General features: G+C 54.4%; 22 protein-coding genes. 14 read left to right on the top strand and 8 right to left on the bottom strand.

The features are described 5' to 3' along the window. Window positions 1–13 precede the first annotated feature (13 nt). Window positions 14–1,000, bottom strand: a complete 987-nt coding sequence (gene kdsD, locus AB8818_RS12645) for an arabinose-5-phosphate isomerase KdsD (RefSeq protein WP_014885391.1) — start codon at window positions 998–1,000, stop codon at window positions 14–16. A 13-nt stretch (window positions 1,001–1,013) separates the two neighbouring features. Further along, the gene (locus AB8818_RS12640) at window positions 1,014–1,991 is read right to left on the bottom strand and encodes a calcium/sodium antiporter (RefSeq protein WP_192983862.1); all 978 of its coding nucleotides are present in this window, start codon (window positions 1,989–1,991) and stop codon (window positions 1,014–1,016) included. Between the two features lie 227 nt (window positions 1,992–2,218). Here AB8818_RS12640 and mlaF point away from each other — a divergent pair, with 227 nt between their 5' ends. From mlaF to murA, 7 genes are all read left to right on the top strand, one after another. Continuing rightward, window positions 2,219–3,031: a phospholipid ABC transporter ATP-binding protein MlaF gene (mlaF, locus tag AB8818_RS12635; RefSeq protein WP_116343511.1), complete on the top strand. Its 813-nt coding sequence runs from the start codon at window positions 2,219–2,221 to the stop codon at window positions 3,029–3,031. Between the two features lie 7 nt (window positions 3,032–3,038). Next, on the top strand, window positions 3,039–3,821 hold the full coding sequence (gene mlaE, locus AB8818_RS12630) for a lipid asymmetry maintenance ABC transporter permease subunit MlaE (RefSeq protein WP_028014564.1): 783 nt from the start codon (window positions 3,039–3,041) through the stop codon (window positions 3,819–3,821). 4 nt (window positions 3,822–3,825) lie between these two features. Then, window positions 3,826–4,374: an outer membrane lipid asymmetry maintenance protein MlaD gene (gene mlaD / locus AB8818_RS12625; protein WP_041911946.1), complete on the top strand. Its 549-nt coding sequence runs from the start codon at window positions 3,826–3,828 to the stop codon at window positions 4,372–4,374. Between the two features lie 17 nt (window positions 4,375–4,391). Beyond that, window positions 4,392–5,027, top strand: a complete 636-nt coding sequence (gene mlaC, locus AB8818_RS12620; protein WP_061096951.1) for a phospholipid-binding protein MlaC — start codon at window positions 4,392–4,394, stop codon at window positions 5,025–5,027. Beyond that, window positions 5,027–5,320: a lipid asymmetry maintenance protein MlaB gene (mlaB, locus tag AB8818_RS12615; protein WP_116343510.1), complete on the top strand. Its 294-nt coding sequence runs from the start codon at window positions 5,027–5,029 to the stop codon at window positions 5,318–5,320. Before mlaC ends, mlaB begins: the two co-directional genes overlap by 1 nt. Window positions 5,321–5,446: 126 nt before the next feature. Beyond that, window positions 5,447–5,701, top strand: a complete 255-nt coding sequence (gene ibaG, locus AB8818_RS12610; RefSeq protein ID WP_008501458.1) for a BolA family iron metabolism protein IbaG — start codon at window positions 5,447–5,449, stop codon at window positions 5,699–5,701. A gap of 50 nt (window positions 5,702–5,751) precedes the next feature. Next, window positions 5,752–7,011 carry a UDP-N-acetylglucosamine 1-carboxyvinyltransferase gene (murA, locus tag AB8818_RS12605; RefSeq protein ID WP_028014560.1) on the top strand — a complete coding sequence of 420 codons (1,260 nt, stop codon included), beginning with the start codon at window positions 5,752–5,754 and terminating at the stop codon, window positions 7,009–7,011. 61 nt (window positions 7,012–7,072) lie between these two features. Here the strand turns inward: murA and sfsB are convergent, their stop codons facing one another. After that, window positions 7,073–7,360 carry a DNA-binding transcriptional regulator SfsB gene (gene sfsB, locus AB8818_RS12600; protein WP_061096952.1) on the bottom strand — a complete coding sequence of 96 codons (288 nt, stop codon included), beginning with the start codon at window positions 7,358–7,360 and terminating at the stop codon, window positions 7,073–7,075. Window positions 7,361–7,589: 229 nt separating this feature from the next. Beyond that, window positions 7,590–8,561, bottom strand: coding sequence for an octaprenyl diphosphate synthase (gene ispB / locus AB8818_RS12595; protein ID WP_028014558.1), 972 nt, complete (start codon window positions 8,559–8,561; stop codon window positions 7,590–7,592). 257 nt (window positions 8,562–8,818) lie between these two features. On the opposite strand from ispB, the gene rplU reads away from it, so the two are divergent. The 4 genes from rplU (at window position 8,819) to cgtA (ending at window position 11,656) form a co-directional block, all read left to right on the top strand. Beyond that, the gene (gene rplU / locus AB8818_RS12590; protein ID WP_003025032.1) at window positions 8,819–9,130 is read left to right on the top strand and encodes a 50S ribosomal protein L21; all 312 of its coding nucleotides are present in this window, start codon (window positions 8,819–8,821) and stop codon (window positions 9,128–9,130) included. Between the two features lie 19 nt (window positions 9,131–9,149). Further along, on the top strand, window positions 9,150–9,407 hold the full coding sequence (rpmA, locus tag AB8818_RS12585) for a 50S ribosomal protein L27 (protein ID WP_004385076.1): 258 nt from the start codon (window positions 9,150–9,152) through the stop codon (window positions 9,405–9,407). 95 nt (window positions 9,408–9,502) lie between these two features. After that, window positions 9,503–10,468, top strand: coding sequence for a DMT family transporter (locus AB8818_RS12580; protein WP_116343508.1), 966 nt, complete (start codon window positions 9,503–9,505; stop codon window positions 10,466–10,468). A gap of 15 nt (window positions 10,469–10,483) precedes the next feature. Continuing rightward, window positions 10,484–11,656, top strand: coding sequence for an Obg family GTPase CgtA (gene cgtA, locus AB8818_RS12575; protein ID WP_014885381.1), 1,173 nt, complete (start codon window positions 10,484–10,486; stop codon window positions 11,654–11,656). Between the two features lie 35 nt (window positions 11,657–11,691). Here cgtA and pmrB read toward each other — a convergent pair whose 3' ends face one another. Genes pmrB through dacB form a run of 3 tightly spaced genes read right to left on the bottom strand, consistent with a single transcriptional unit; the run spans window position 11,692 to window position 14,830 of the window. After that, window positions 11,692–12,735, bottom strand: a complete 1,044-nt coding sequence (gene pmrB / locus AB8818_RS12570; RefSeq protein WP_116343507.1) for a two-component system sensor histidine kinase PmrB — start codon at window positions 12,733–12,735, stop codon at window positions 11,692–11,694. Further along, window positions 12,732–13,394, bottom strand: coding sequence for a two-component system response regulator PmrA (pmrA, locus tag AB8818_RS12565; protein ID WP_028014555.1), 663 nt, complete (start codon window positions 13,392–13,394; stop codon window positions 12,732–12,734). Before pmrA ends, pmrB begins: the two co-directional genes overlap by 4 nt. A gap of 2 nt (window positions 13,395–13,396) precedes the next feature. Next, window positions 13,397–14,830: a serine-type D-Ala-D-Ala carboxypeptidase gene (dacB, locus tag AB8818_RS12560; protein WP_192983864.1), complete on the bottom strand. Its 1,434-nt coding sequence runs from the start codon at window positions 14,828–14,830 to the stop codon at window positions 13,397–13,399. A 228-nt stretch (window positions 14,831–15,058) separates the two neighbouring features. Between dacB and greA the strand changes: the two genes are divergently transcribed. Then, window positions 15,059–15,535 (top strand): transcription elongation factor GreA, encoded by a 477-nt coding sequence (greA, locus tag AB8818_RS12555; RefSeq protein WP_006812122.1) that lies wholly within the window; start codon window positions 15,059–15,061, stop codon window positions 15,533–15,535. 151 nt (window positions 15,536–15,686) lie between these two features. Here greA and yhbY read toward each other — a convergent pair whose 3' ends face one another. Further along, a complete protein-coding gene (yhbY, locus tag AB8818_RS12550) occupies window positions 15,687–15,980 on the bottom strand; it encodes a ribosome assembly RNA-binding protein YhbY (RefSeq protein WP_003861814.1) in 294 nt (97 codons plus the stop codon). Between the two features lie 127 nt (window positions 15,981–16,107). On the opposite strand from yhbY, the gene rlmE reads away from it, so the two are divergent. Further along, window positions 16,108–16,734 (top strand): 23S rRNA (uridine(2552)-2'-O)-methyltransferase RlmE, encoded by a 627-nt coding sequence (gene rlmE, locus AB8818_RS12545; protein WP_003861812.1) that lies wholly within the window; start codon window positions 16,108–16,110, stop codon window positions 16,732–16,734. A 102-nt stretch (window positions 16,735–16,836) separates the two neighbouring features. Beyond that, window positions 16,837–18,771: an ATP-dependent zinc metalloprotease FtsH gene (ftsH, locus tag AB8818_RS12540; protein ID WP_013098921.1), complete on the top strand. Its 1,935-nt coding sequence runs from the start codon at window positions 16,837–16,839 to the stop codon at window positions 18,769–18,771. The last annotated feature ends 45 nt before the right edge of the window (window positions 18,772–18,816 follow it).

Below are 18,816 nucleotides of genomic sequence, written 5' to 3'. Positions count from 1 at the left end.
GTCTTATCCTTTATTACACTACGCCAGCGCGCAGCAGATCATGCATATGTACCACACCCAGCAACTGGTCGCCATCGGCAACCATAACGGAGGTGATATGGCGGGACTGCATCAGGTTCAGCACATCCACGGCCAGCGTTCCCGGACGCACGCGGATGCCACCGGGCGTCATCACGTCGGCAATGCCAAGCGTGCGGACATCTACACCCATGTCGAACACGCGACGCAGGTCGCCATCGGTGAAGATCCCCTGAATTTTCATCAGATCGTCGCACACGACCGTCATACCCAGATTCTTGCGGGTGATTTCCAACAGCGCATCACGCAGGGAGGCTTCTTTACTGACGTGAGGGATCTCATCCCCGGTGTGCATAATATCGTTTACCCGCAGCAGCAGCTTGCGCCCCAGCGCGCCGCCCGGGTGGGAAAGCGCGAAATCTTCCGGCGTAAAACCGCGGGCTTCGAGCAGCGCGACGGCAAGGGCATCGCCCATGACCAGCGCGGCAGTTGTGCTGGACGTCGGCGCCAGGCCCAGCGGACAGGCCTCTTTCGGTACTTTAACGCACAGGTGAATATCGGCCGCTCGCGCCATGCTACTTTCCGGACGGCTGGTCATGCAAATCAGGGGCACCTGCAGTCGCTTCAGTACGGGGATCAGCGCCAGAATTTCATTGGATTCACCGGAGTTGGACAGCGCAATAACGACATCCTGCGGCGTGACCATCCCCAGATCGCCGTGCGCGGCTTCCCCAGGGTGTACAAAGAAAGACGAGGTTCCGGTGCTGGCAAATGTTGCTGCCATTTTGCGTCCAATGTGGCCGGACTTACCCATCCCCATCACCACGACTTTGCCGGCACAGTAGAACATCTTCTCACATGCCAGACTAAAATCCTGATTAATGTACTGATCTAACTGCGCCAGACCTTCACGTTCAATCTCCAGAACGTCTTTGCCTGCTTTCTGAAAGTCAAAACCCGGCTGCAATTCTATTTGCGACATAATGCGTTTCCGTTTACCCAGAGAGAAGAGGCGAGAGCCAGTACAGCATCGCCATCCATACGATAAATCCACCCGTCAGCAGCGCGCCTGCGCCTTTGCCGATCTGTCGTTTCCGCCGCCAGCAAAGCAGGGCAAATATCACGCTGACCAATAACATCACGCCGTAGTCGCGCGAGAACGCCCGGGGATTAAAGGGCCCTGGCGTAATCAGGGCCGGCAGGCCCATCACAATGGCGATATTGAAAATGTTGGAACCGATGATATTACCAATGGCGATGTCATCTTCCCCTTTACGCGCCCCCGCAATGGCGGTGGCCAGCTCAGGCAGGCTGGTGCCGATAGCAATAACCGTCAGGCCGATCGTCAGCTCGCTCATGGCAAAATAGTTTGCCAGCACCGTCGCGTTATCCACGACCATGCGCGTTGCCATTGGCATGATGATCAGCGCGACGCCAAGCCAGAGCAGGGCGACCGGCAGCGTGCCTTCGCGCGGAAGTTCGGCAACCTGCTCACGCGTCAGGCTGTCCTGACCCTGCTTTTCCGCCTGGCGGGCAATTTTAACACTATACAGCAGCCAGATGACGGCCAGCGCCAGCAGGAAAATGCCGTCGCTGTAGCTCAGTACACCGTCATAAAATACGCACCCTGCCAGCAGGCTTACGACTAACATTAGCGGCAATTCACGGCGCAGAACATCAGAATGCACGCGAAATGGATGGAGAAGTGCCGCAAGGCCTAAAATCAGTAATATATTGACGATGTTAGAGCCAATCGCGGTGCCAATTGCCAGGTCTAACTGACCATGCAGCGACGCCGAGACGGAGACGATGATTTCAGGAAGTGATGTGCCAACGCTGACCACGGTCATCCCGATGACAACAGGCGGTACTCCCATCAGGCGACACAGGATAGATGCAGCAAAGACTAAACGGTCAGCACTGTAGACCACTAACAGTAAACCAATAATTAACAGTGCTGTTGCTAAAAGCATCAAAAGTCCTTTCTTCAGGTATACTTGTCGGTCCATCGCGCGGGAATGGCTGGACTGCATACGGTCTGAGGCGTAACGAATTCCTAATTTTGACTTTATGCGCCGGAAAAGTAAAACAAATGCCAGCTTTCGCTAACCTCAACGGCTAATATTCTGTAAAAATGCTGGGTTAAGGGCTGATTCAGGCTGTACGCCTTAACGTGAGCAGGGTAAGAAAGGAACTATAAATGAGCCAAACGATGGCGAATTTAGTCGATGTCCGCGGTGTGAGTTTTTCACGTGGCAATCGTCTGATATTCGATGATATTTCGTTGACCGTACCGCGTGGCAAAATCACCGCCATCATGGGGCCGTCCGGGATTGGTAAAACGACCCTCCTGCGCCTTATAGGTGGTCAGATCCCACCGGATAGCGGTGAAATCCTCTTCGATGGCGAAAACGTCCCGGAGATGTCGCGCTCGCGCCTGTATACTGTCCGCAAACGTATGAGTATGCTCTTTCAGTCGGGGGCGTTGTTCACCGACATGAACGTCTTTGATAACGTGGCCTATCCGCTGCGCGAGCATACCAGCCTGCCGCCTGAACTGCTGAAAAGCACGGTGATGATGAAGCTTGAAGCTGTGGGGTTGCGCGGGGCCGCGAAGCTGATGCCTTCGGAACTGTCCGGCGGGATGGCGCGCCGCGCCGCGCTGGCGCGAGCCATTGCATTAGAGCCCGATTTAATCATGTTCGACGAACCGTTTGTCGGACAGGATCCCATCACGATGGGCGTGCTGGTAAAGCTCATCTCTGAATTGAACAGCGCGCTCGGCGTCACCTGTATCGTTGTGTCTCACGATGTACCGGAAGTATTGAGCATTGCCGATTACGCCTATATCGTGGCGGACAAAAAGATCGTCGCACACGGTAGCGCTCAGGCGCTGCAGGAAAATTGCGATCCGCGCGTGCGGCAGTTCCTTGACGGTATTGCTGACGGACCCGTACCGTTCCGCTACCCGGCGGGCGACTATCGTGACGATTTACTGGGAATAGGGAGTTAAGCCACTCATGCTGTTAAATGCGTTGGCCGCTCTCGGACACCGTGGCATAAAAACCATCAGGACGTTCGGGCGTGCCGGATTGATGTTATTCAACGCGCTGGTCGGCAAGCCGGAGTTTAGCAAGCACGCCCCTCTGCTGGTGCGTCAGCTTTATAATGTCGGCGTGCTGTCGATGCTCATCATTATTGTTTCCGGTCTGTTTATTGGCATGGTGCTGGGGCTGCAGGGCTACCTCGTCCTGACAACCTACAGTGCGGAAACCAGCCTCGGGATGCTGGTGGCGCTCTCGCTTTTACGCGAGCTGGGGCCGGTTGTGGCTGCGCTGCTGTTCGCCGGGCGCGCAGGGTCAGCATTAACGGCTGAGATTGGCCTGATGCGTGCCACCGAGCAGCTCTCCAGCATGGAGATGATGGCGGTCGATCCGCTGCGTCGCGTGATCTCGCCGCGTTTCTGGGCGGGGGTGATCTCGCTGCCGCTACTGACTATTCTGTTTGTCGCCGTGGGGATCTGGGGCGGTTCGCTGGTTGGGGTCCACTGGAAAGGTATTGATGCTGGTTTCTTCTGGTCCGCAATGCAGGACGCCATCGATCTGCGCATGGATCTGGTTAACTGTCTGATTAAAAGCGTGGTATTTGCCATTACGGTCACCTGGATTGCATTGTTCAATGGTTACGATGCCATCCCGACGTCGGCGGGCATTAGCCGTGCAACTACACGTACAGTCGTACATTCGTCGCTGGCCGTACTGGGTCTGGATTTTGTGCTCACCGCACTGATGTTTGGGAATTGAGTTCATGCAAACGAGAAAAAATGAAATTTGGGTCGGCGTGTTCCTGCTGCTGGCGCTGCTGGCGGCACTCTTTATCTGCCTGCGAGCGGCAGATATCACCTCAGTACGCACTGAGCCGACGTATCGTATCTATGCCACCTTCGACAACATCGGTGGGCTGAAGGCACGCTCGCCGGTCCGCATTGGCGGTGTGGTGATAGGCCGCGTATCTGACATTACGCTTGATGAAAAAACGTATCTGCCGCGCGTCGCGATGGATATCGAAGAACGTTACAACCACATTCCGGACACCAGCTCCCTTTCTATCCGTACTTCCGGCCTGCTGGGCGAACAATATCTGGCACTTAACGTGGGCTTTGAAGACCCCGAGCTGGGAACGACTATCCTTAAAGACGGTAGCGTTATCCAGGATACGAAGTCCGCGATGGTGCTGGAGGATATGATTGGTCAGTTCCTTTACAACAGTAAAGGGGATGATAAAAAGTCTGACGATGCCCCTGCGCAGAGTGAAGACCATACCAACGTTGCGCCGACCCCTGGTGCTGCGAATTAATTCAGGAGAAGTCATTCATGTTTAAACGACTGTTAATGGTTGCCATGCTGGTCATTGCCCCTCTCACTGCGGCACATGCTGCGGATCAGAGCAACCCGTACAAACTGATGGACGAAGCTGCGAAGAAAACCTTCGACCGTCTCAAAAACGAACAGCCAAAAATTCGCGCGAATCCTGATTATCTGCGTGACGTGGTTGACCAGGAACTGCTGCCGTATGTGCAGATCAAATATGCGGGAGCGCTGGTGCTGGGGCGTTATTACAAAGATGCGACGCCTGCGCAGCGTGAAGCCTACTTTGCTGCATTCCGTGAATACCTGAAACAGGCCTACGGCCAGGCGCTGGCGATGTACCACGGTCAGACCTATCAGATTGCGCCAGAGCAGCCGCTGGGCGATGCCACCATCATTCCTATCCGCGTGACGATCAACGATCCTAACGGCCGTCCGCCGGTGCGTCTGGATTTCCAGTGGCGTAAAAATAGCCAGACCGGCCACTGGCAGGCGTATGACATGATCGCCGAAGGGGTGAGCATGATCACCACTAAACAGAACGAGTGGAGCGACCTGCTACGCACCAAGGGCATTGATGGCCTGACCGCACAGCTGCAGTCTATTTCTCGTCAGAAAATTACTCTGGACGAGAAGAAGTAATGTCGCAGCAACTCCGCTGGTCACGTGAAGGTGAGACGTTAAAGCTGTCCGGTGAGCTGGACCAGGATCTGCTGAACCCGCTGTGGGACAAACGTCATGAAGCGATGCAGGGCGTGACGCTTATCGACTTAACCGACGTCACGCGGGTGGATACGGCAGGCGTTGCGCTGCTTGCCCATCTGGTTGCCGTGGGGAAAAAGCAGGGAACAAGCGTCATGCTTCATGGCGCGAGCGATAATGTCGTTACCCTTGCGCAACTCTACAATCTGCCTCAGGACGTACTGCCTCGTTAATATTTTCAGTGCGTTACTTCCGAAAGCCCTGACAGTTTCATCGTCGGGGCTTTTTGCTTGTTTAAGACGACGCCACTTTGCTCTAAGATGTTGGGCTTGTTTTCACTATCAGATGATTAAGAGCCCATGGAAAATCATGAAATCCAGACAGTGCTGATGAATGCACTCTCCCTTCAGGAAGCCCACGTCACTGGCGATGGCAGTCACTTCCAGGTTATTGCTGTGGGTGAGATGTTCGACGGTATGAGCCGTGTGAAGAAGCAGCAGGCTGTGTACGCGCCGCTGATGGAATATATTGCGGATAACCGCATCCACGCCCTGTCGATTAAAGCGTTCACCCCGCAAGAGTGGGCACGCGATCGCAAACTAAACGGTTTTTGAGCTGAGGGCGACAGGCCCGCAGCACGGTTGAATTTATAAGAGAGCACACAATGGATAAATTTCGTGTACAGGGGCCAACGCGTCTCCAGGGCGAAGTCACAATTTCTGGCGCGAAAAACGCCGCGCTGCCAATCCTCTTTGCTGCGCTGCTCGCGGAAGAGCCGGTAGAAATTCAGAACGTACCGAAGCTGAAAGATATCGACACCACTATGAAGTTGCTCACCCAACTGGGCACTAAAGTTGAGCGCAACGGTTCCGTCTGGATTGACGCCAGCAACGTGAACAACTTCTCTGCGCCTTACGATCTGGTGAAAACCATGCGTGCTTCTATCTGGGCGCTTGGCCCGCTGGTGGCGCGTTTCGGTCAGGGTCAGGTTTCTCTGCCGGGCGGCTGCGCTATCGGCGCGCGTCCGGTTGACCTGCATATCTTTGGCCTGGAGAAACTGGGTGCAGAGATCAAGCTGGAAGAAGGTTACGTTAAGGCCTCCGTCAATGGCCGTCTGAAAGGCGCGCACATTGTCATGGACAAAGTGAGCGTTGGCGCTACTGTCACCATTATGTCTGCAGCGACGCTGGCGGAAGGTACCACCATCATCGAAAACGCCGCGCGTGAACCGGAGATCGTGGATACCGCCAACTTCCTCGTGGCGCTGGGCGCGAAGATCTCCGGCCAGGGTACTGACCGCATCACCATCGAAGGCGTTGAGCGTCTGGGCGGTGGTGTGTATCGCGTTCTGCCGGACCGTATCGAAACCGGCACCTTCTTGGTGGCTGCGGCGATCTCTGGCGGTAAAATTGTATGTCGCAACGCGCAGCCAGATACCCTGGATGCGGTGCTGGCGAAACTGCGTGAAGCGGGTGCCGATGTTGAAACCGGTGAAGACTGGATCAGCCTCGATATGCACGGCAAGCGTCCGAAAGCGGTAACCGTGCGTACGGCGCCGCATCCGGCATTCCCGACCGATATGCAGGCACAGTTCACCCTGCTGAACCTGGTGGCGGAAGGTACCGGTGTGATCACCGAGACTATTTTCGAGAACCGCTTTATGCACGTCCCGGAACTGATCCGTATGGGTGCACATGCTGAGATCGAAAGTAACACCGTGATTTGCCACGGTGTTGAGAAACTGTCCGGTGCTCAGGTAATGGCAACAGATCTGCGTGCGTCTGCAAGCCTAGTGCTGGCGGGCTGTATCGCGGAAGGCACTACGGTGGTGGATCGTATTTATCACATCGATCGTGGCTATGAACGTATCGAAGACAAACTGCGCGCGCTGGGTGCCAATATCGAGCGTGTGAAGGGCGAGTAATCGTTCCGGCAGCCCCCTGCCAGAAATGACCGGGGGGTTGCTATTCCTGTCACAAAAACCGTTATTCCTGCGGTTCTGTTTTTACTTTTCTCTGGCGCATCATGCGCGTTCTGTCGATAAATTCATGAGTAACTGGATCGTGATAGCGTGAAGGCCAGATCACCCACGGGTGCGTTTCCAGCGCCGTCGCGATAATTAATTCTCCCTTTGGCCAGGGGCGGGTCAGGGCGTTGGCCAGGGTGGAAGAACTCAGACCATGGCGGCGGGACTCTGCTGCAAGTGACGTACCTCTTTTGCGCAGTGCCGCAATGATATCTGCCGTATGCCAGTCGATAAATTTCGTATCCATAACGCTGTCCTTAAGTTCGGATTCACCTACGCCGTTTCTTCTGAAACGACTGGCTTACTATACCCATTTCACATTCGTGTTCTAAAAAGTTCGCGTTACTTGAAGGGATATTCAGAATAAGGCATGGCTTTATTCATGCGGGCTCTAACCCGATGAATTTACATGAATACGGAATTTATTGGTGCGTTTTTGAACCTCCCCGCGATGGGGGCGGGGAGGTGGGGCAAGATTAACGGTCGCGCTGAACAGCGATGTGGGCAAGACCGATCAGCGCGTCGCGCCATGGGCTGTCTGGAATAACCTGGAGAGCTTCGATGGCTTTGTCAGCCTCTTCTTCAGCACGCTGACGGGTCCATTCCAGTGAGCCGCAGATGGCCATGGTTTCCAGTACAGGTTCCAGAAGATGGCGACCATTTCCCTGTTCGATCGCCTCACGGATCATTTTCGCCTGGTCGGCTGTTCCGTTGCGCATCGCGTGAAGGAGCGGCAGGGTCGGTTTGCCTTCGTTCAGGTCATCGCCAACGTTTTTGCCGAGCGTTTCGCCGTCCGCGCTGTAGTCCAGCAAATCATCAATCAGCTGGAAGGCCGTGCCCAGATAGCGTCCATAGTCCTGCAATCCTTTTTCCTGCGCCTCGGAACAGCCAGCCAGAATGCCCGAGCACTGGGCGGCAGCTTCAAACAGGCGCGCTGTTTTGCTGTAGATAACGCGCATGTAGTTTTCTTCGGTGATATCCGGGTCATTGACGTTCATCAGCTGCAGCACTTCGCCTTCAGCGATGACGTTGACGGCTTCTGACATTACCTCCAGCACTTTCAGAGAGCCGAGGCTGGTCATCATCTGGAAGGCGCGGGTATAGATAAAGTCCCCGACCAGAACGCTGGCGGCGTTCCCGAAGGCTGCGTTTGCCGTGGCTTTGCCACGACGCATATCGGATTCATCCACAACATCGTCATGCAGAAGCGTCGCGGTGTGAATAAATTCGATCAGCGCGGCGATCGTCACGTGGGCATTTCCCTGATAGCCAACGGCTCTGGCAGCCAGAATGGCAATCATCGGGCGAATGCGTTTACCGCCGCCGCTGACAATGTAATAGCCCAACTGATTGATCAGCTGAACGTCAGAGTTGAGTTGCTCCAGGATTGCTGCATTTACACCCGCCATATCTTGCGCGGTTAACTCGTTGATTTTTTCTAAATTCATCGCAAAAGCCGGGCTTTTTATCCTGTTGATCCCATCTTCAATGGGGTAACGAAGGGTTTCGGTTTATCAATAGTAGTGCTGATTGTACTGAAAAAACGGCTCAGATAAACGTTACCGTACGTGTTGTGTTTTTTTTCTTCATGTATTGACGGTAGCACTTGTCAAAGGCTCGCGTTTTGCGTAATATTCGCGCCCTATTGTGAATATTTATAGCGCACTCTGATTCATACGAGGACGTGCGCGGAAGCGGAGTTTATATGTACGCGGTTTTCCAAAGTGGTGGTAAACAACACCGAGTAAGCGAAGGTCAGACCGTTCGCCTGGAAAAGCTGGACATCGCAACTGGCGAATCTGTTGAGTTCGCAGAAGTTCTGATGATCGCAAACGGTGAAGAAGTCAAAATCGGCGTTCCTTTCGTTGATGGCGGCGTTATCAAAGCTGAAGTTGTTGCACACGGTCGTGGCGAGAAAGTTAAAATCGTTAAGTTTCGTCGTCGTAAACACTACCGTAAGCAGCAGGGCCACCGTCAGTGGTTCACTGATGTGAAAATTACTGGCATCAGCGCCTAAGACCTGAGGAGAGATTTAAATGGCACATAAAAAGGCTGGCGGCTCCACACGTAACGGTCGCGATTCAGAAGCTAAACGCCTTGGCGTTAAGCGTTTCGGTGGCGAATCCGTTCTGGCGGGTAGCATCATCGTTCGTCAACGTGGTACCAAATTCCACGCTGGCAACAACGTAGGTTGCGGTCGTGACCACACTCTGTTTGCTAAAGCAGACGGTAAAGTGAAATTTGAAGTTAAAGGCCCGAACAACCGTAAATACATCAGCATCGTTGCTGAGTAAGGTTTTCTCGGTCCGGTAACGGATTAAAGCCCCGCAACGTGTTGCGGGGCTTTTTACATTGGAAACCCGGAAAATTTTCTGTAGGGAAAACGGGCATGAAGCAGCAGGCCGGCATTGGTATTCTTTTGGCGCTCACGACCGCAATGTGCTGGGGTGCGCTGCCAATTGCAATGAAGCAGGTACTGGAAGTGATGGAGCCGCCTACGGTGGTCTTTTATCGCTTTCTGATGGCAAGCATCGGTCTCGGGACCATCCTTGCAATTAAAGGTAAGCTTCCACCGTTGCGACTCTTCCGTAAACCTCGCTGGCTGGTGTTACTGGCCATTGCGACGGGCGGTCTGTTCGGTAACTTCATCCTGTTCAGCTCTTCCCTGCAGTATTTAAGCCCTACGGCGTCTCAGGTGATTGGCCAGCTTTCACCCGTGGGTATGATGGTTGCCAGCGTGTTCATCCTCAAAGAGAAGATGCGCGGGACGCAGATTATCGGGGCAACCATGCTGCTTTGTGGTCTGGTGATGTTTTTCAACACCAGCCTGATCGAGATTTTTACCCGGCTTACGGACTACACCTGGGGCGTGATCTTCGGCGTGGGAGCAGCAACGGTCTGGGTGAGCTATGGCGTCGCGCAAAAGGTGTTATTGCGTCGCCTTGCTTCACAGCAGATCCTTTTTTTGCTGTACACTTTGTGTACAGTGGCATTATTGCCGTTAGCGAAGCCGGGCGTCATTGCCCAACTGAGCGACTGGCAACTGGCGTGCCTCATTTTTTGTGGGCTTAACACGCTGGTCGGTTATGGCGCGCTGGCGGAAGCGATGGCGCGCTGGCAGGCAGCACAGGTGAGCGCGTTGATCACGCTTACCCCGCTGTTTACGCTGTTATTTTCAGATTTGTTATCAATGGCCTGGCCCGATGTCTTCGTCAGACCGATGCTCAACCTGTTGGGCTATCTCGGTGCGTTTGTCGTGGTTGCGGGCGCGATGTATTCCGCCATTGGTCATCGTCTTTGGGGACGTTGGCGCAAAAATGAAGCGGTCGTAGTAGTCCCCCGCTCAGGCGAATGAGTTACGGAGAGTAAAATGAAGTTTGTTGATGAAGCGACGATTCTGGTCGTGGCAGGTGATGGCGGTAACGGTTGTGTAAGCTTCCGCCGTGAAAAATATATTCCTCGTGGCGGCCCTGACGGCGGTGATGGTGGAGATGGTGGTGACGTGTGGCTGGAGGCGGATGAAAACCTCAACACGCTGATCGACTACCGCTTCGAAAAATCCTTCCGCGCTGAACGCGGCCAGAACGGCCAGAGCCGTGACTGTACCGGTAAACGCGGTAAAGACGTGACCATTAAGGTTCCGGTCGGTACGCGCGTTATCGATCAGGGCACCGGTGAAACCATGGGTGATATGACCAAGCATGGTCAGCGCCTGATGGTCGCAAAAGGCGGCTGGCACGGTCTGGGCAACAGCCGTTTCAAATCTTCCGTTAACCGTACCCCGCGTCAGAAAACGATGGGTACACCGGGCGATAAGCGCGATCTGCAGCTGGAGCTGATGCTTCTGGCAGACGTGGGCATGCTGGGTATGCCAAACGCCGGTAAATCGACGTTTATTCGTGCTGTCTCTGCGGCGAAACCAAAAGTGGCGGACTATCCGTTTACCACGCTGGTGCCAAGCCTTGGCGTTGTCCGTATGGATAATGAAAAGAGCTTCGTCGTGGCTGATATCCCTGGCCTGATCGAAGGCGCTGCGGAAGGGGCTGGCTTGGGTATTCGCTTCCTGAAGCACCTTGAGCGCTGCCGCGTCCTGCTGCACCTCATTGATATCGATCCAATCGACGGTTCCGATCCGGTTGAGAACGCCCGCATTATCATCGGCGAGCTGGAAAAATACAGCGAAAAACTGGCGAGTAAACCACGCTGGCTGGTCTTCAACAAGATCGACCTGATGGACAAAGCGGAAGCCGAAGCGAAAGCCAAAGCGATTGCTGAAGCGATGGGCTGGGAAGATAAATACTACCTTATCTCCGCGGCAAGCCAGGTTGGCGTGAAAGATCTCTGCTGGGATGTGATGACCTTCATCATCGAGAACCCGGTCGTTCAGGCTGAAGAAGCGAAACAGCCAGAAAAAGTCGAATTCATGTGGGATGACTACCACCGCCAGCAGCTCGAAGAGCTGGAAGCGGAAGAGGAAGACGACTGGGACGATGACTGGGATGAAGATGACGAAGAAGGCGTCGAGTTCATCTACAAGCACTAATATCTGTCCGAAGCCCCCATCCAGGGGGGCTTTTTTCATTCCAGCGTTGAGGGCAGCCAGCAGCTTGCTATCAGGCCGCCTTCAGCGCCATTCTCCAGCATCAGCTTACCGTGATGAAGCTGCAGGATGCGCTGTACGATACTCAGGCCCAGGCCGCTGCCGCCGTAACGCTGATCGAGGCGACGGAACGGCTCCGTGATCGACTGTCGGTGCGCTTCGTCGATACCTGGCCCCTGATCGATAACGCTGAGCTGCGTACCGCCTTCGACCTCGGTAAGCGTTACGGTAATCGTGGTGCCTGTTGGGCTGTAACGCCCGGCATTCTCCAGCAGGTTGCGCAGCATCAGCCGCAGCAGTACCGCGTCTCCCTGTACCGTGAGCGCACTTTTGTCCGGCCATATCACCGTATGCGCTTTGGCTTCATGCTCAAGACCAAGAGGCGTGATGATCGTGTCCGTCCAGTTGATGGTTTCATAGTGGCCGCTCGCCATCGCCTGGCCGGCACGGGCCAGCATCAGCAGTTGCTCAACGGTGTGCATCAGCTGGTCGATACGGCTGATTAACGCCGTGGCCTGCGGGGAGCCTGACTGCGCCATCAGCTCCAGATGAAGTCTGATTCCGGCAAGGGGCGTTCGCAGTTCGTGGGCGGCGTCCGCCGTGAAGAGACGCTCCTGCTGGATGGTACTGTCCAGCCTGGCGAGCAGCTGATTGAGCGAGGTGGTCACGGCGCCGATTTCTTCCATGTCGGAATACATAGGAAGCGGGGTTAAGTTATCCGCCGAACGGTTAGCCAGGCTCACGCGCAGTTTGTTCAGCGGCCGGGTTATCCAGGTGACCGCCCAGAACGAGAAAAACAGCGTAAAGCCAACCATCACCAGAGAAGGAACCAGCAGCGAGGCAATCGCTTCGCGGATCTCTTTCTCGACGTGGTTGTTACGTGATTTTGCCGACAGCGTTTCGTTCACCAGAAAGCCAATCTGCTCCCGGCTTTCGTGCCACAACCAAATGACGCTTATCAGCTGGAAAAATAACAGAATGACCGCCAGCAACACCATTAATCGCCGACGCATGCTGTTCATTTCTGGCTCTCCAGACGGTAGCCAACGCCGCGGACGGTTTTAATCCGGTCTTTGCCGAGCTTACGCCGCAGGTTATGGATGTGGACTTCGAGGGTATTTGACCCCGGATCGTCCTGCCAGGAGTAGATATCCTGCTGAAGGGTTTCTCTGTGTACCGTTTGTCCGCTTCGCATGATCAAACGCGTGAGCAAGGCGAACTCTTTTGGTGTGACTTCAACGGGCTGGGACTGGCGCAGGACCTGCTGGGTTTGCAGATTCAGGGTAATGTCCCCGTCGGTTAGTAAGTTATCACTATGGCCCTGATAACGGCGTATTAACGCTCGCACCCGAGCCTGAAGTTCTGCGAGCGCAAAGGGCTTCACCAGATAATCATCGGCACCAGCATCAAGGCCGGTAATACGATCTTCAATGGCGTCGCGTGCGGTCAGGATCAACACCGGATTGGCGATGCCGCGGCGACGCCACTGGGTGAGCAGCGTCGCGCCGTCTTTGTCCGGCAAACCTAAATCAAGGATCACCAGGCTGTATTCGCCGCTCTGGATCAGGGCATCCGCCTCTGCCGCGGTGCCAGCACAGTCCAGGGCATAGCCTTCATTGGCCAGCCCCAGCGCCAGTCCTTCCTGTAATAACAGATCGTCTTCAACTATGAGTAGTTTCATCGTTAGTTATTCTGGTAGATGTCCTTATAAAGCCTGCTCTCGAAGCGAACCAGTGGAATACGACGGTTGCGCTGGTCGGTCGGTTCGACGGCATAGCCGGAAAGATACTGCACGAATGCCATGCGCTGTCCGCTGGCGGTCGTGATGAAGCCTGCAAGGTTATACACCCCCTGCAGTGAACCTGTTTTAGCGGATACTTTGCCATCCACACCCGCAGCGTGAAGCCCAGCGCGATACTGCAGCGAACCGTCGTGTCCTGCCAGCGGCAGCATTGAGATAAAGTTTAGCTCAGTGTCATGTTGTGCAATGTACTGAAGCACCTGCATCATGGTGGCCGGGGCAATCAAGTTATGGCGCGATAATCCGGAACCATCGACGGCGATAGTGTTACCCAGATCGATCCCCGCCTGCTGGCGCAGGATCTGTCGAACAGCGTCTGAGCCCGCGCGCCAGGTTCCCGGCACGCCGAAGCGCGCGTGACCAATCATGCGGAATACGGTGTCGGCAATCATGTTGTCAGACTTTTTCAGCATAATCCGCAATAAATCATGCAGCGGCGGTGACTGTTTGCTGGCAATGACCGTGCCCGGCTGGTTGACCTGCGTCTGGCGTAGCAGCGTGCCGGAGTAGGTTATTCCCGCTTGCTTCAGTTCATCCTTGAGAATCGCACCCGCATAGCCTGCGCCATCCTGAATCGCGAAGGCCAGCGGCAGCGGATCGGCGCGCTGCGTCAGGCAGCCGGTGAGGGTGTAGCGGTTAAGATCGCCAGGCACCACGTCCAGTTCGCAGTACTGGGCATCCGGGGAGCCTTTAGCCAGCGTACGCACCTGGCTAAACATGGTCACCGGATAGTAAGATGCCACGCGAATAAACGCTAAATCATCCGGTTTTGGCGCGCTGTAAAGGGAAATCGAGAAGCAGTTGCGGTCAACAATCGCGGCCGCAGGCGGGGCGCTAAAGCACTGCGTCATGTCGTTCCACGGCCAGCCTGGGGCTTTATCGTGGCTGGCAAAAATGGAGGTATCGATCAGCACGTTGCCATCGATTTTTGTCACGCCGGATTTTTTTAACACCGCCACCATGTTGCGGATATCCTGGCGCTTAAAGGTGGGATCGCCACCGAAACGGGCGATAAGATCGCCTTTCAGTTCGCCTCCCTCGACATTACCTTTGGTTTCAAGCGTGGTGGTAAAACGGAAGTCAGGCCCGAGCTGAAGCAGGGCGGCGAGGGCTGTGATCACCTTCTGGGTACTGGCAGGCAGCGCCATCTGTTGACTGTGATAGTCAATCTCGGGAGCCTGTGCGCCAACCTTCTGCACCATCAGGGCAAGGTTCGCGCCTGCGGGGAGCTGATTAATGTACTCATCAACATTCGCGGCCTGGGCGGTGAACGTTATACTGGTAGTCAATCCGATGATAAAACTGGAAAATCGCATAATCTCGCGCTAACAACCCGAAAACAAACCGTCATACTACGGTGCATAGCACTGCAAAGTAAACGATGACCCATAGTGAACTTCGCGGTAAAATGCGTATCAAATTGAAAAATTGCTGCTGACCTGGGGCGTCGCTCCCGGGTCGGTTTTCTTTTTGCTTCTTGCCCGCTTAGGGGGGCAGGAGCAGGGAACACTGCTCCCAACAGGAATGTTTAAGAGGTATAACAAATGCAAGCTATTCCGATGACCTTACGTGGTGCCGAAAAACTGCGCGAAGAGCTGGATTTCCTGAAATCCGTGCGTCGCCCTGAAATCATCGCCGCTATCGCGGAAGCCCGTGAGCATGGCGACCTGAAAGAGAATGCTGAATACCATGCGGCGCGCGAGCAGCAGGGTTTCTGTGAAGGGCGCATTAAGGATATCGAGGCGAAACTGTCTAACGCGCAGGTTATCGATATCACCAAAATGCCTAACAATGGCCGCGTGATCTTTGGTTCTACCGTCAGCGTTCTGAACCTGGACAACGACGAAGAGCAGACCTATCGCATCGTGGGCGATGATGAAGCCGACTTCAAACAGAACCTGATTTCGGTGAACTCACCGATTGCTCGTGGCCTGATTGGCAAAGAGCAGGACGATGTTGTCACCATCCGCACCCCTGGCGGCGAAGTGGAATACGAAATTATTAAGGTTGAATACCTGTAATTCGCTTCTCTACTAAGATGTTGATACATTGTAAAGAAAAGAAAAAGGCCGCGTAGCGGCCTTTTATCAACTCAAGGAGCATGGCATTTTGCTCGCCTGCTGAAAGAAATCCCTCGTTTCACACAGAAAATGTGATTGATTCAGGATATCCTTAGCGTGGCAGCGAGATTTTACGCTCTTTAGATGGGCGATAGAGCACCAGCGTTTTACCGATGACCTGTACATTACAGGCGCCGGTTTCGCGCACGATGGCTTCCACGATCAGGTTTTTAGTGTCTCTGTCTTCAGAGGCGATTTTCACCTTGATCAGCTCGTGGTGTTCCAGCGCTTGTTCAATCTCGGCAAGCACCCCTTCGGTCAAACCATTGTTGCCAAGCATCACTACAGGCTTGAGCGGATGTGCCAGACCTTTAAGGTGCTGTTTTTGTTTAGTACTCAGATTCATCGTATATTTTTGCTTACGTTGGGATTGAAAACGGTTCATTCTACCGCCATCTCCCTTATATCGCCAAATAGCTGCGTAGAAATTTACGTCACAGGCAAGCAACGATGAACCAGGACGGAAATGTTAAATGACAGGTAAAAAGCGTTCTGCCAGTTCCAGCCGCTGGCTTCAGGAACACTTTAGCGATAAATATGTTCAACAGGCACAGAAAAAGGGGTTACGTTCCCGTGCCTGGTTTAAACTTGATGAAATACAGCAAAGTGACAAACTTTTTAAGCCGGGGATGACGGTTGTTGACCTCGGTGCGGCACCGGGCGGATGGTCCCAGTATGCGGTAACGCAGATCGGCGGAACGGGCCGAATCATCGCGTGTGATCTTTTACCAATGGATCCCATCGTTGGTGTCGACTTCCTTCAGGGTGACTTTCGTGATGAATTAGTGCTGAAAGCGTTACTTGATCGTGTTGGTGACAGTAAGGTCCAGGTTGTCATGTCGGATATGGCACCAAATATGTGCGGAACACCGGCGGTGGATATCCCCCGCGCCATGTATCTGGTGGAGCTAGCGTTAGAAATGTGTCGTGATGTACTAGCGCCTGGTGGTAGTTTTGTTGTGAAGGTGTTTCAGGGCGAAGGTTTCGAGGAGTATCTTAAGGAAATTCGCTCCCTGTTTGCGAAGGTTAAAGTTCGTAAGCCGGACTCTTCCCGGGCCCGTTCCCGAGAAGTGTATATTGTAGCGACCGGGCGAAAATGATAACCGGTAGATTTCAGGCGAAAGTTTGAATGAAACTGGATATAGAGTATCCTGACGCTGTTTTTAACACAGTTGTAATATGAGGTTAATCCCTTGAGTGACATGGCGAAAAACCTAATACTCTGGCTGGTCATTGCCGTTGTGCTGATGTCAGTATTCCAGAGCTTTGGGCCCAGCGAGTCGAATGGCCGCAAGGTGGATTATTCTACCTTCCTGCAAGAGGTCAATCAGGACCAGGTTCGCGAAGCGCGTATCAACGGACGTGAGATCAACGTTACCAAGAAAGATAGTAACCGTTACACGACTTACATCCCGGTGAACGATCCTAAGCTGCTTGATAACCTTCTGACCAAAAACGTCAAAGTGGTAGGCGAGCCGCCAGAAGAACCAAGCCTGCTGGCTTCTATCTTCATTTCCTGGTTCCCGATGCTGCTTCTTATCGGCGTCTGGATCTTCTTTATGCGCCAGATGCAGGGCGGCGGTGGCAAAGGTGCCATGTCGTTCGGTAAGAGCAAGGCGCGTATGCTGACGGAAGACCAGATTAAGACCACGTTTGCTGACGTCGCCGGTTGTGACGAAGCGAAAGAAGAGGTGGGTGAGCTGGTTGAATACCTGCGTGAGCCGAGCCGTTTCCAGAAACTGGGCGGCAAGATCCCGAAAGGCGTTCTGATGGTCGGCCCTCCGGGTACCGGTAAAACCCTGCTGGCGAAAGCCATCGCGGGTGAAGCGAAGGTGCCGTTCTTTACTATTTCAGGTTCTGACTTCGTGGAAATGTTCGTGGGTGTCGGTGCGTCTCGTGTGCGTGACATGTTCGAGCAGGCCAAGAAGGCGGCACCGTGCATCATCTTCATCGATGAAATCGACGCCGTAGGCCGCCAGCGTGGCGCAGGCCTGGGCGGTGGTCACGATGAGCGTGAACAGACCCTGAACCAGATGCTGGTTGAGATGGACGGCTTCGAAGGTAACGAAGGTATCATCGTTATCGCGGCAACTAACCGTCCGGACGTACTTGACCCCGCGCTGCTGCGTCCAGGCCGTTTCGACCGTCAGGTTGTGGTCGGTCTGCCGGATGTTCGCGGTCGTGAACAGATTCTGAAAGTCCATATGCGTCGCGTACCGCTGGCGCCAGATATCGACGCGGCAATCATTGCGCGTGGTACCCCTGGCTTCTCCGGTGCGGACCTGGCTAACCTGGTCAACGAAGCTGCACTGTTTGCCGCACGCGGTAACAAGCGCGTGGTCTCCATGGTGGAGTTCGAGAAAGCGAAAGACAAAATCATGATGGGTGCGGAACGTCGCTCCATGGTGATGACGGAAGCGCAGAAAGAGTCCACCGCGTACCACGAAGCGGGCCATGCGATTATCGGTCGCCTGGTGCCGGAACACGATCCGGTGCACAAAGTGACGATTATTCCACGCGGCCGTGCGCTGGGTGTGACCTTCTTCCTGCCTGAAGGCGACGCGATCAGCGCCAGCCGTCAGAAGCTGGAAAGCCAGATTTCGACCCTGTACGGCGGTCGTCTGGCAGAAGAGATCATCTACGGGCCAGAACACGTGTCTACCGGTGCGTCGAACGATATTAAAGTGGCGACAAACCTGGCGCGTAACATGGTGACTCAGTGGGGCTTCTCCGACAAACTCGGTCCGCTGCTTTATGCAGAGGAAGAGGGTGAAGTATTCCTGGGCCGCTCTGTGGCGAAAGCGAAACATATGTCCGATGAGACGGCACGTATCATCGACCAGGAAGTGAAAGCGCTGATTGAACGTAACTACGGTCGCGCGCGTCAGATCCTGAACGACAATATGGACATCCTGCATTCGATGAAAGATGCGCTCATGAAATATGAGACCATTGATGCACCCCAGATTGACGACCTGATGGCTCGCCGCGAAGTGCGTCCGCCAGCAGGCTGGGAAGACCCAGGTGCTTCCAACAATTCTGACAACAATGGCACCCCGCGTGCGCCGCGTCCGGTCGATGAACCGCGTACGCCAAACCCGGGCAACACCATGTCAGAACAGTTGGGCGACAAGTAAGTCACTGCTGTTGAAGCGTTTGTCTGTACCTCAAACCCTGGAGCT

The organism is Enterobacter sp. KB-280D8 (genome assembly GCF_041399405.1).
Classification (GTDB): Bacteria; Pseudomonadota; Gammaproteobacteria; order Enterobacterales; family Enterobacteriaceae; genus Enterobacter; species Enterobacter cloacae_N.
The sequence above is the reverse complement of the archived record's forward strand: the minus strand, read 5'-3'. Positions and strand labels throughout refer to the sequence as shown.

Excerpts from the sequence above, each read along its gene's own strand:
- kdsD (WP_014885391.1), bottom strand. The coding sequence starts at position 1,000 with ATGTCGCAAATAGAATTGCAGCCGGGTTTTGACTTTCAGAAAGCAGGC.
- AB8818_RS12640 (WP_192983862.1), bottom strand. The coding sequence starts at position 1,991 with ATGCTTTTAGCAACAGCACTGTTAATTATTGGTTTACTGTTAGTGGTC.
- mlaF (WP_116343511.1), top strand. The coding sequence starts at position 2,219 with ATGAGCCAAACGATGGCGAATTTAGTCGATGTCCGCGGTGTGAGTTTT.
- mlaE (WP_028014564.1), top strand. The coding sequence starts at position 3,039 with ATGCTGTTAAATGCGTTGGCCGCTCTCGGACACCGTGGCATAAAAACC.
- mlaD (WP_041911946.1), top strand. The coding sequence starts at position 3,826 with ATGCAAACGAGAAAAAATGAAATTTGGGTCGGCGTGTTCCTGCTGCTG.
- mlaC (WP_061096951.1), top strand. The coding sequence starts at position 4,392 with ATGTTTAAACGACTGTTAATGGTTGCCATGCTGGTCATTGCCCCTCTC.
- mlaB (WP_116343510.1), top strand. The coding sequence starts at position 5,027 with ATGTCGCAGCAACTCCGCTGGTCACGTGAAGGTGAGACGTTAAAGCTG.
- ibaG (WP_008501458.1), top strand. The coding sequence starts at position 5,447 with ATGGAAAATCATGAAATCCAGACAGTGCTGATGAATGCACTCTCCCTT.
- murA (WP_028014560.1), top strand. The coding sequence starts at position 5,752 with ATGGATAAATTTCGTGTACAGGGGCCAACGCGTCTCCAGGGCGAAGTC.
- sfsB (WP_061096952.1), bottom strand. The coding sequence starts at position 7,360 with ATGGATACGAAATTTATCGACTGGCATACGGCAGATATCATTGCGGCA.
- ispB (WP_028014558.1), bottom strand. The coding sequence starts at position 8,561 with ATGAATTTAGAAAAAATCAACGAGTTAACCGCGCAAGATATGGCGGGT.
- rplU (WP_003025032.1), top strand. The coding sequence starts at position 8,819 with ATGTACGCGGTTTTCCAAAGTGGTGGTAAACAACACCGAGTAAGCGAA.
- rpmA (WP_004385076.1), top strand. The coding sequence starts at position 9,150 with ATGGCACATAAAAAGGCTGGCGGCTCCACACGTAACGGTCGCGATTCA.
- AB8818_RS12580 (WP_116343508.1), top strand. The coding sequence starts at position 9,503 with ATGAAGCAGCAGGCCGGCATTGGTATTCTTTTGGCGCTCACGACCGCA.
- cgtA (WP_014885381.1), top strand. The coding sequence starts at position 10,484 with ATGAAGTTTGTTGATGAAGCGACGATTCTGGTCGTGGCAGGTGATGGC.
- pmrB (WP_116343507.1), bottom strand. The coding sequence starts at position 12,735 with ATGAACAGCATGCGTCGGCGATTAATGGTGTTGCTGGCGGTCATTCTG.
- pmrA (WP_028014555.1), bottom strand. The coding sequence starts at position 13,394 with ATGAAACTACTCATAGTTGAAGACGATCTGTTATTACAGGAAGGACTG.
- dacB (WP_192983864.1), bottom strand. The coding sequence starts at position 14,830 with ATGCGATTTTCCAGTTTTATCATCGGATTGACTACCAGTATAACGTTC.
- greA (WP_006812122.1), top strand. The coding sequence starts at position 15,059 with ATGCAAGCTATTCCGATGACCTTACGTGGTGCCGAAAAACTGCGCGAA.
- yhbY (WP_003861814.1), bottom strand. The coding sequence starts at position 15,980 with ATGAATCTGAGTACTAAACAAAAACAGCACCTTAAAGGTCTGGCACAT.
- rlmE (WP_003861812.1), top strand. The coding sequence starts at position 16,108 with ATGACAGGTAAAAAGCGTTCTGCCAGTTCCAGCCGCTGGCTTCAGGAA.
- ftsH (WP_013098921.1), top strand. The coding sequence starts at position 16,837 with ATGGCGAAAAACCTAATACTCTGGCTGGTCATTGCCGTTGTGCTGATG.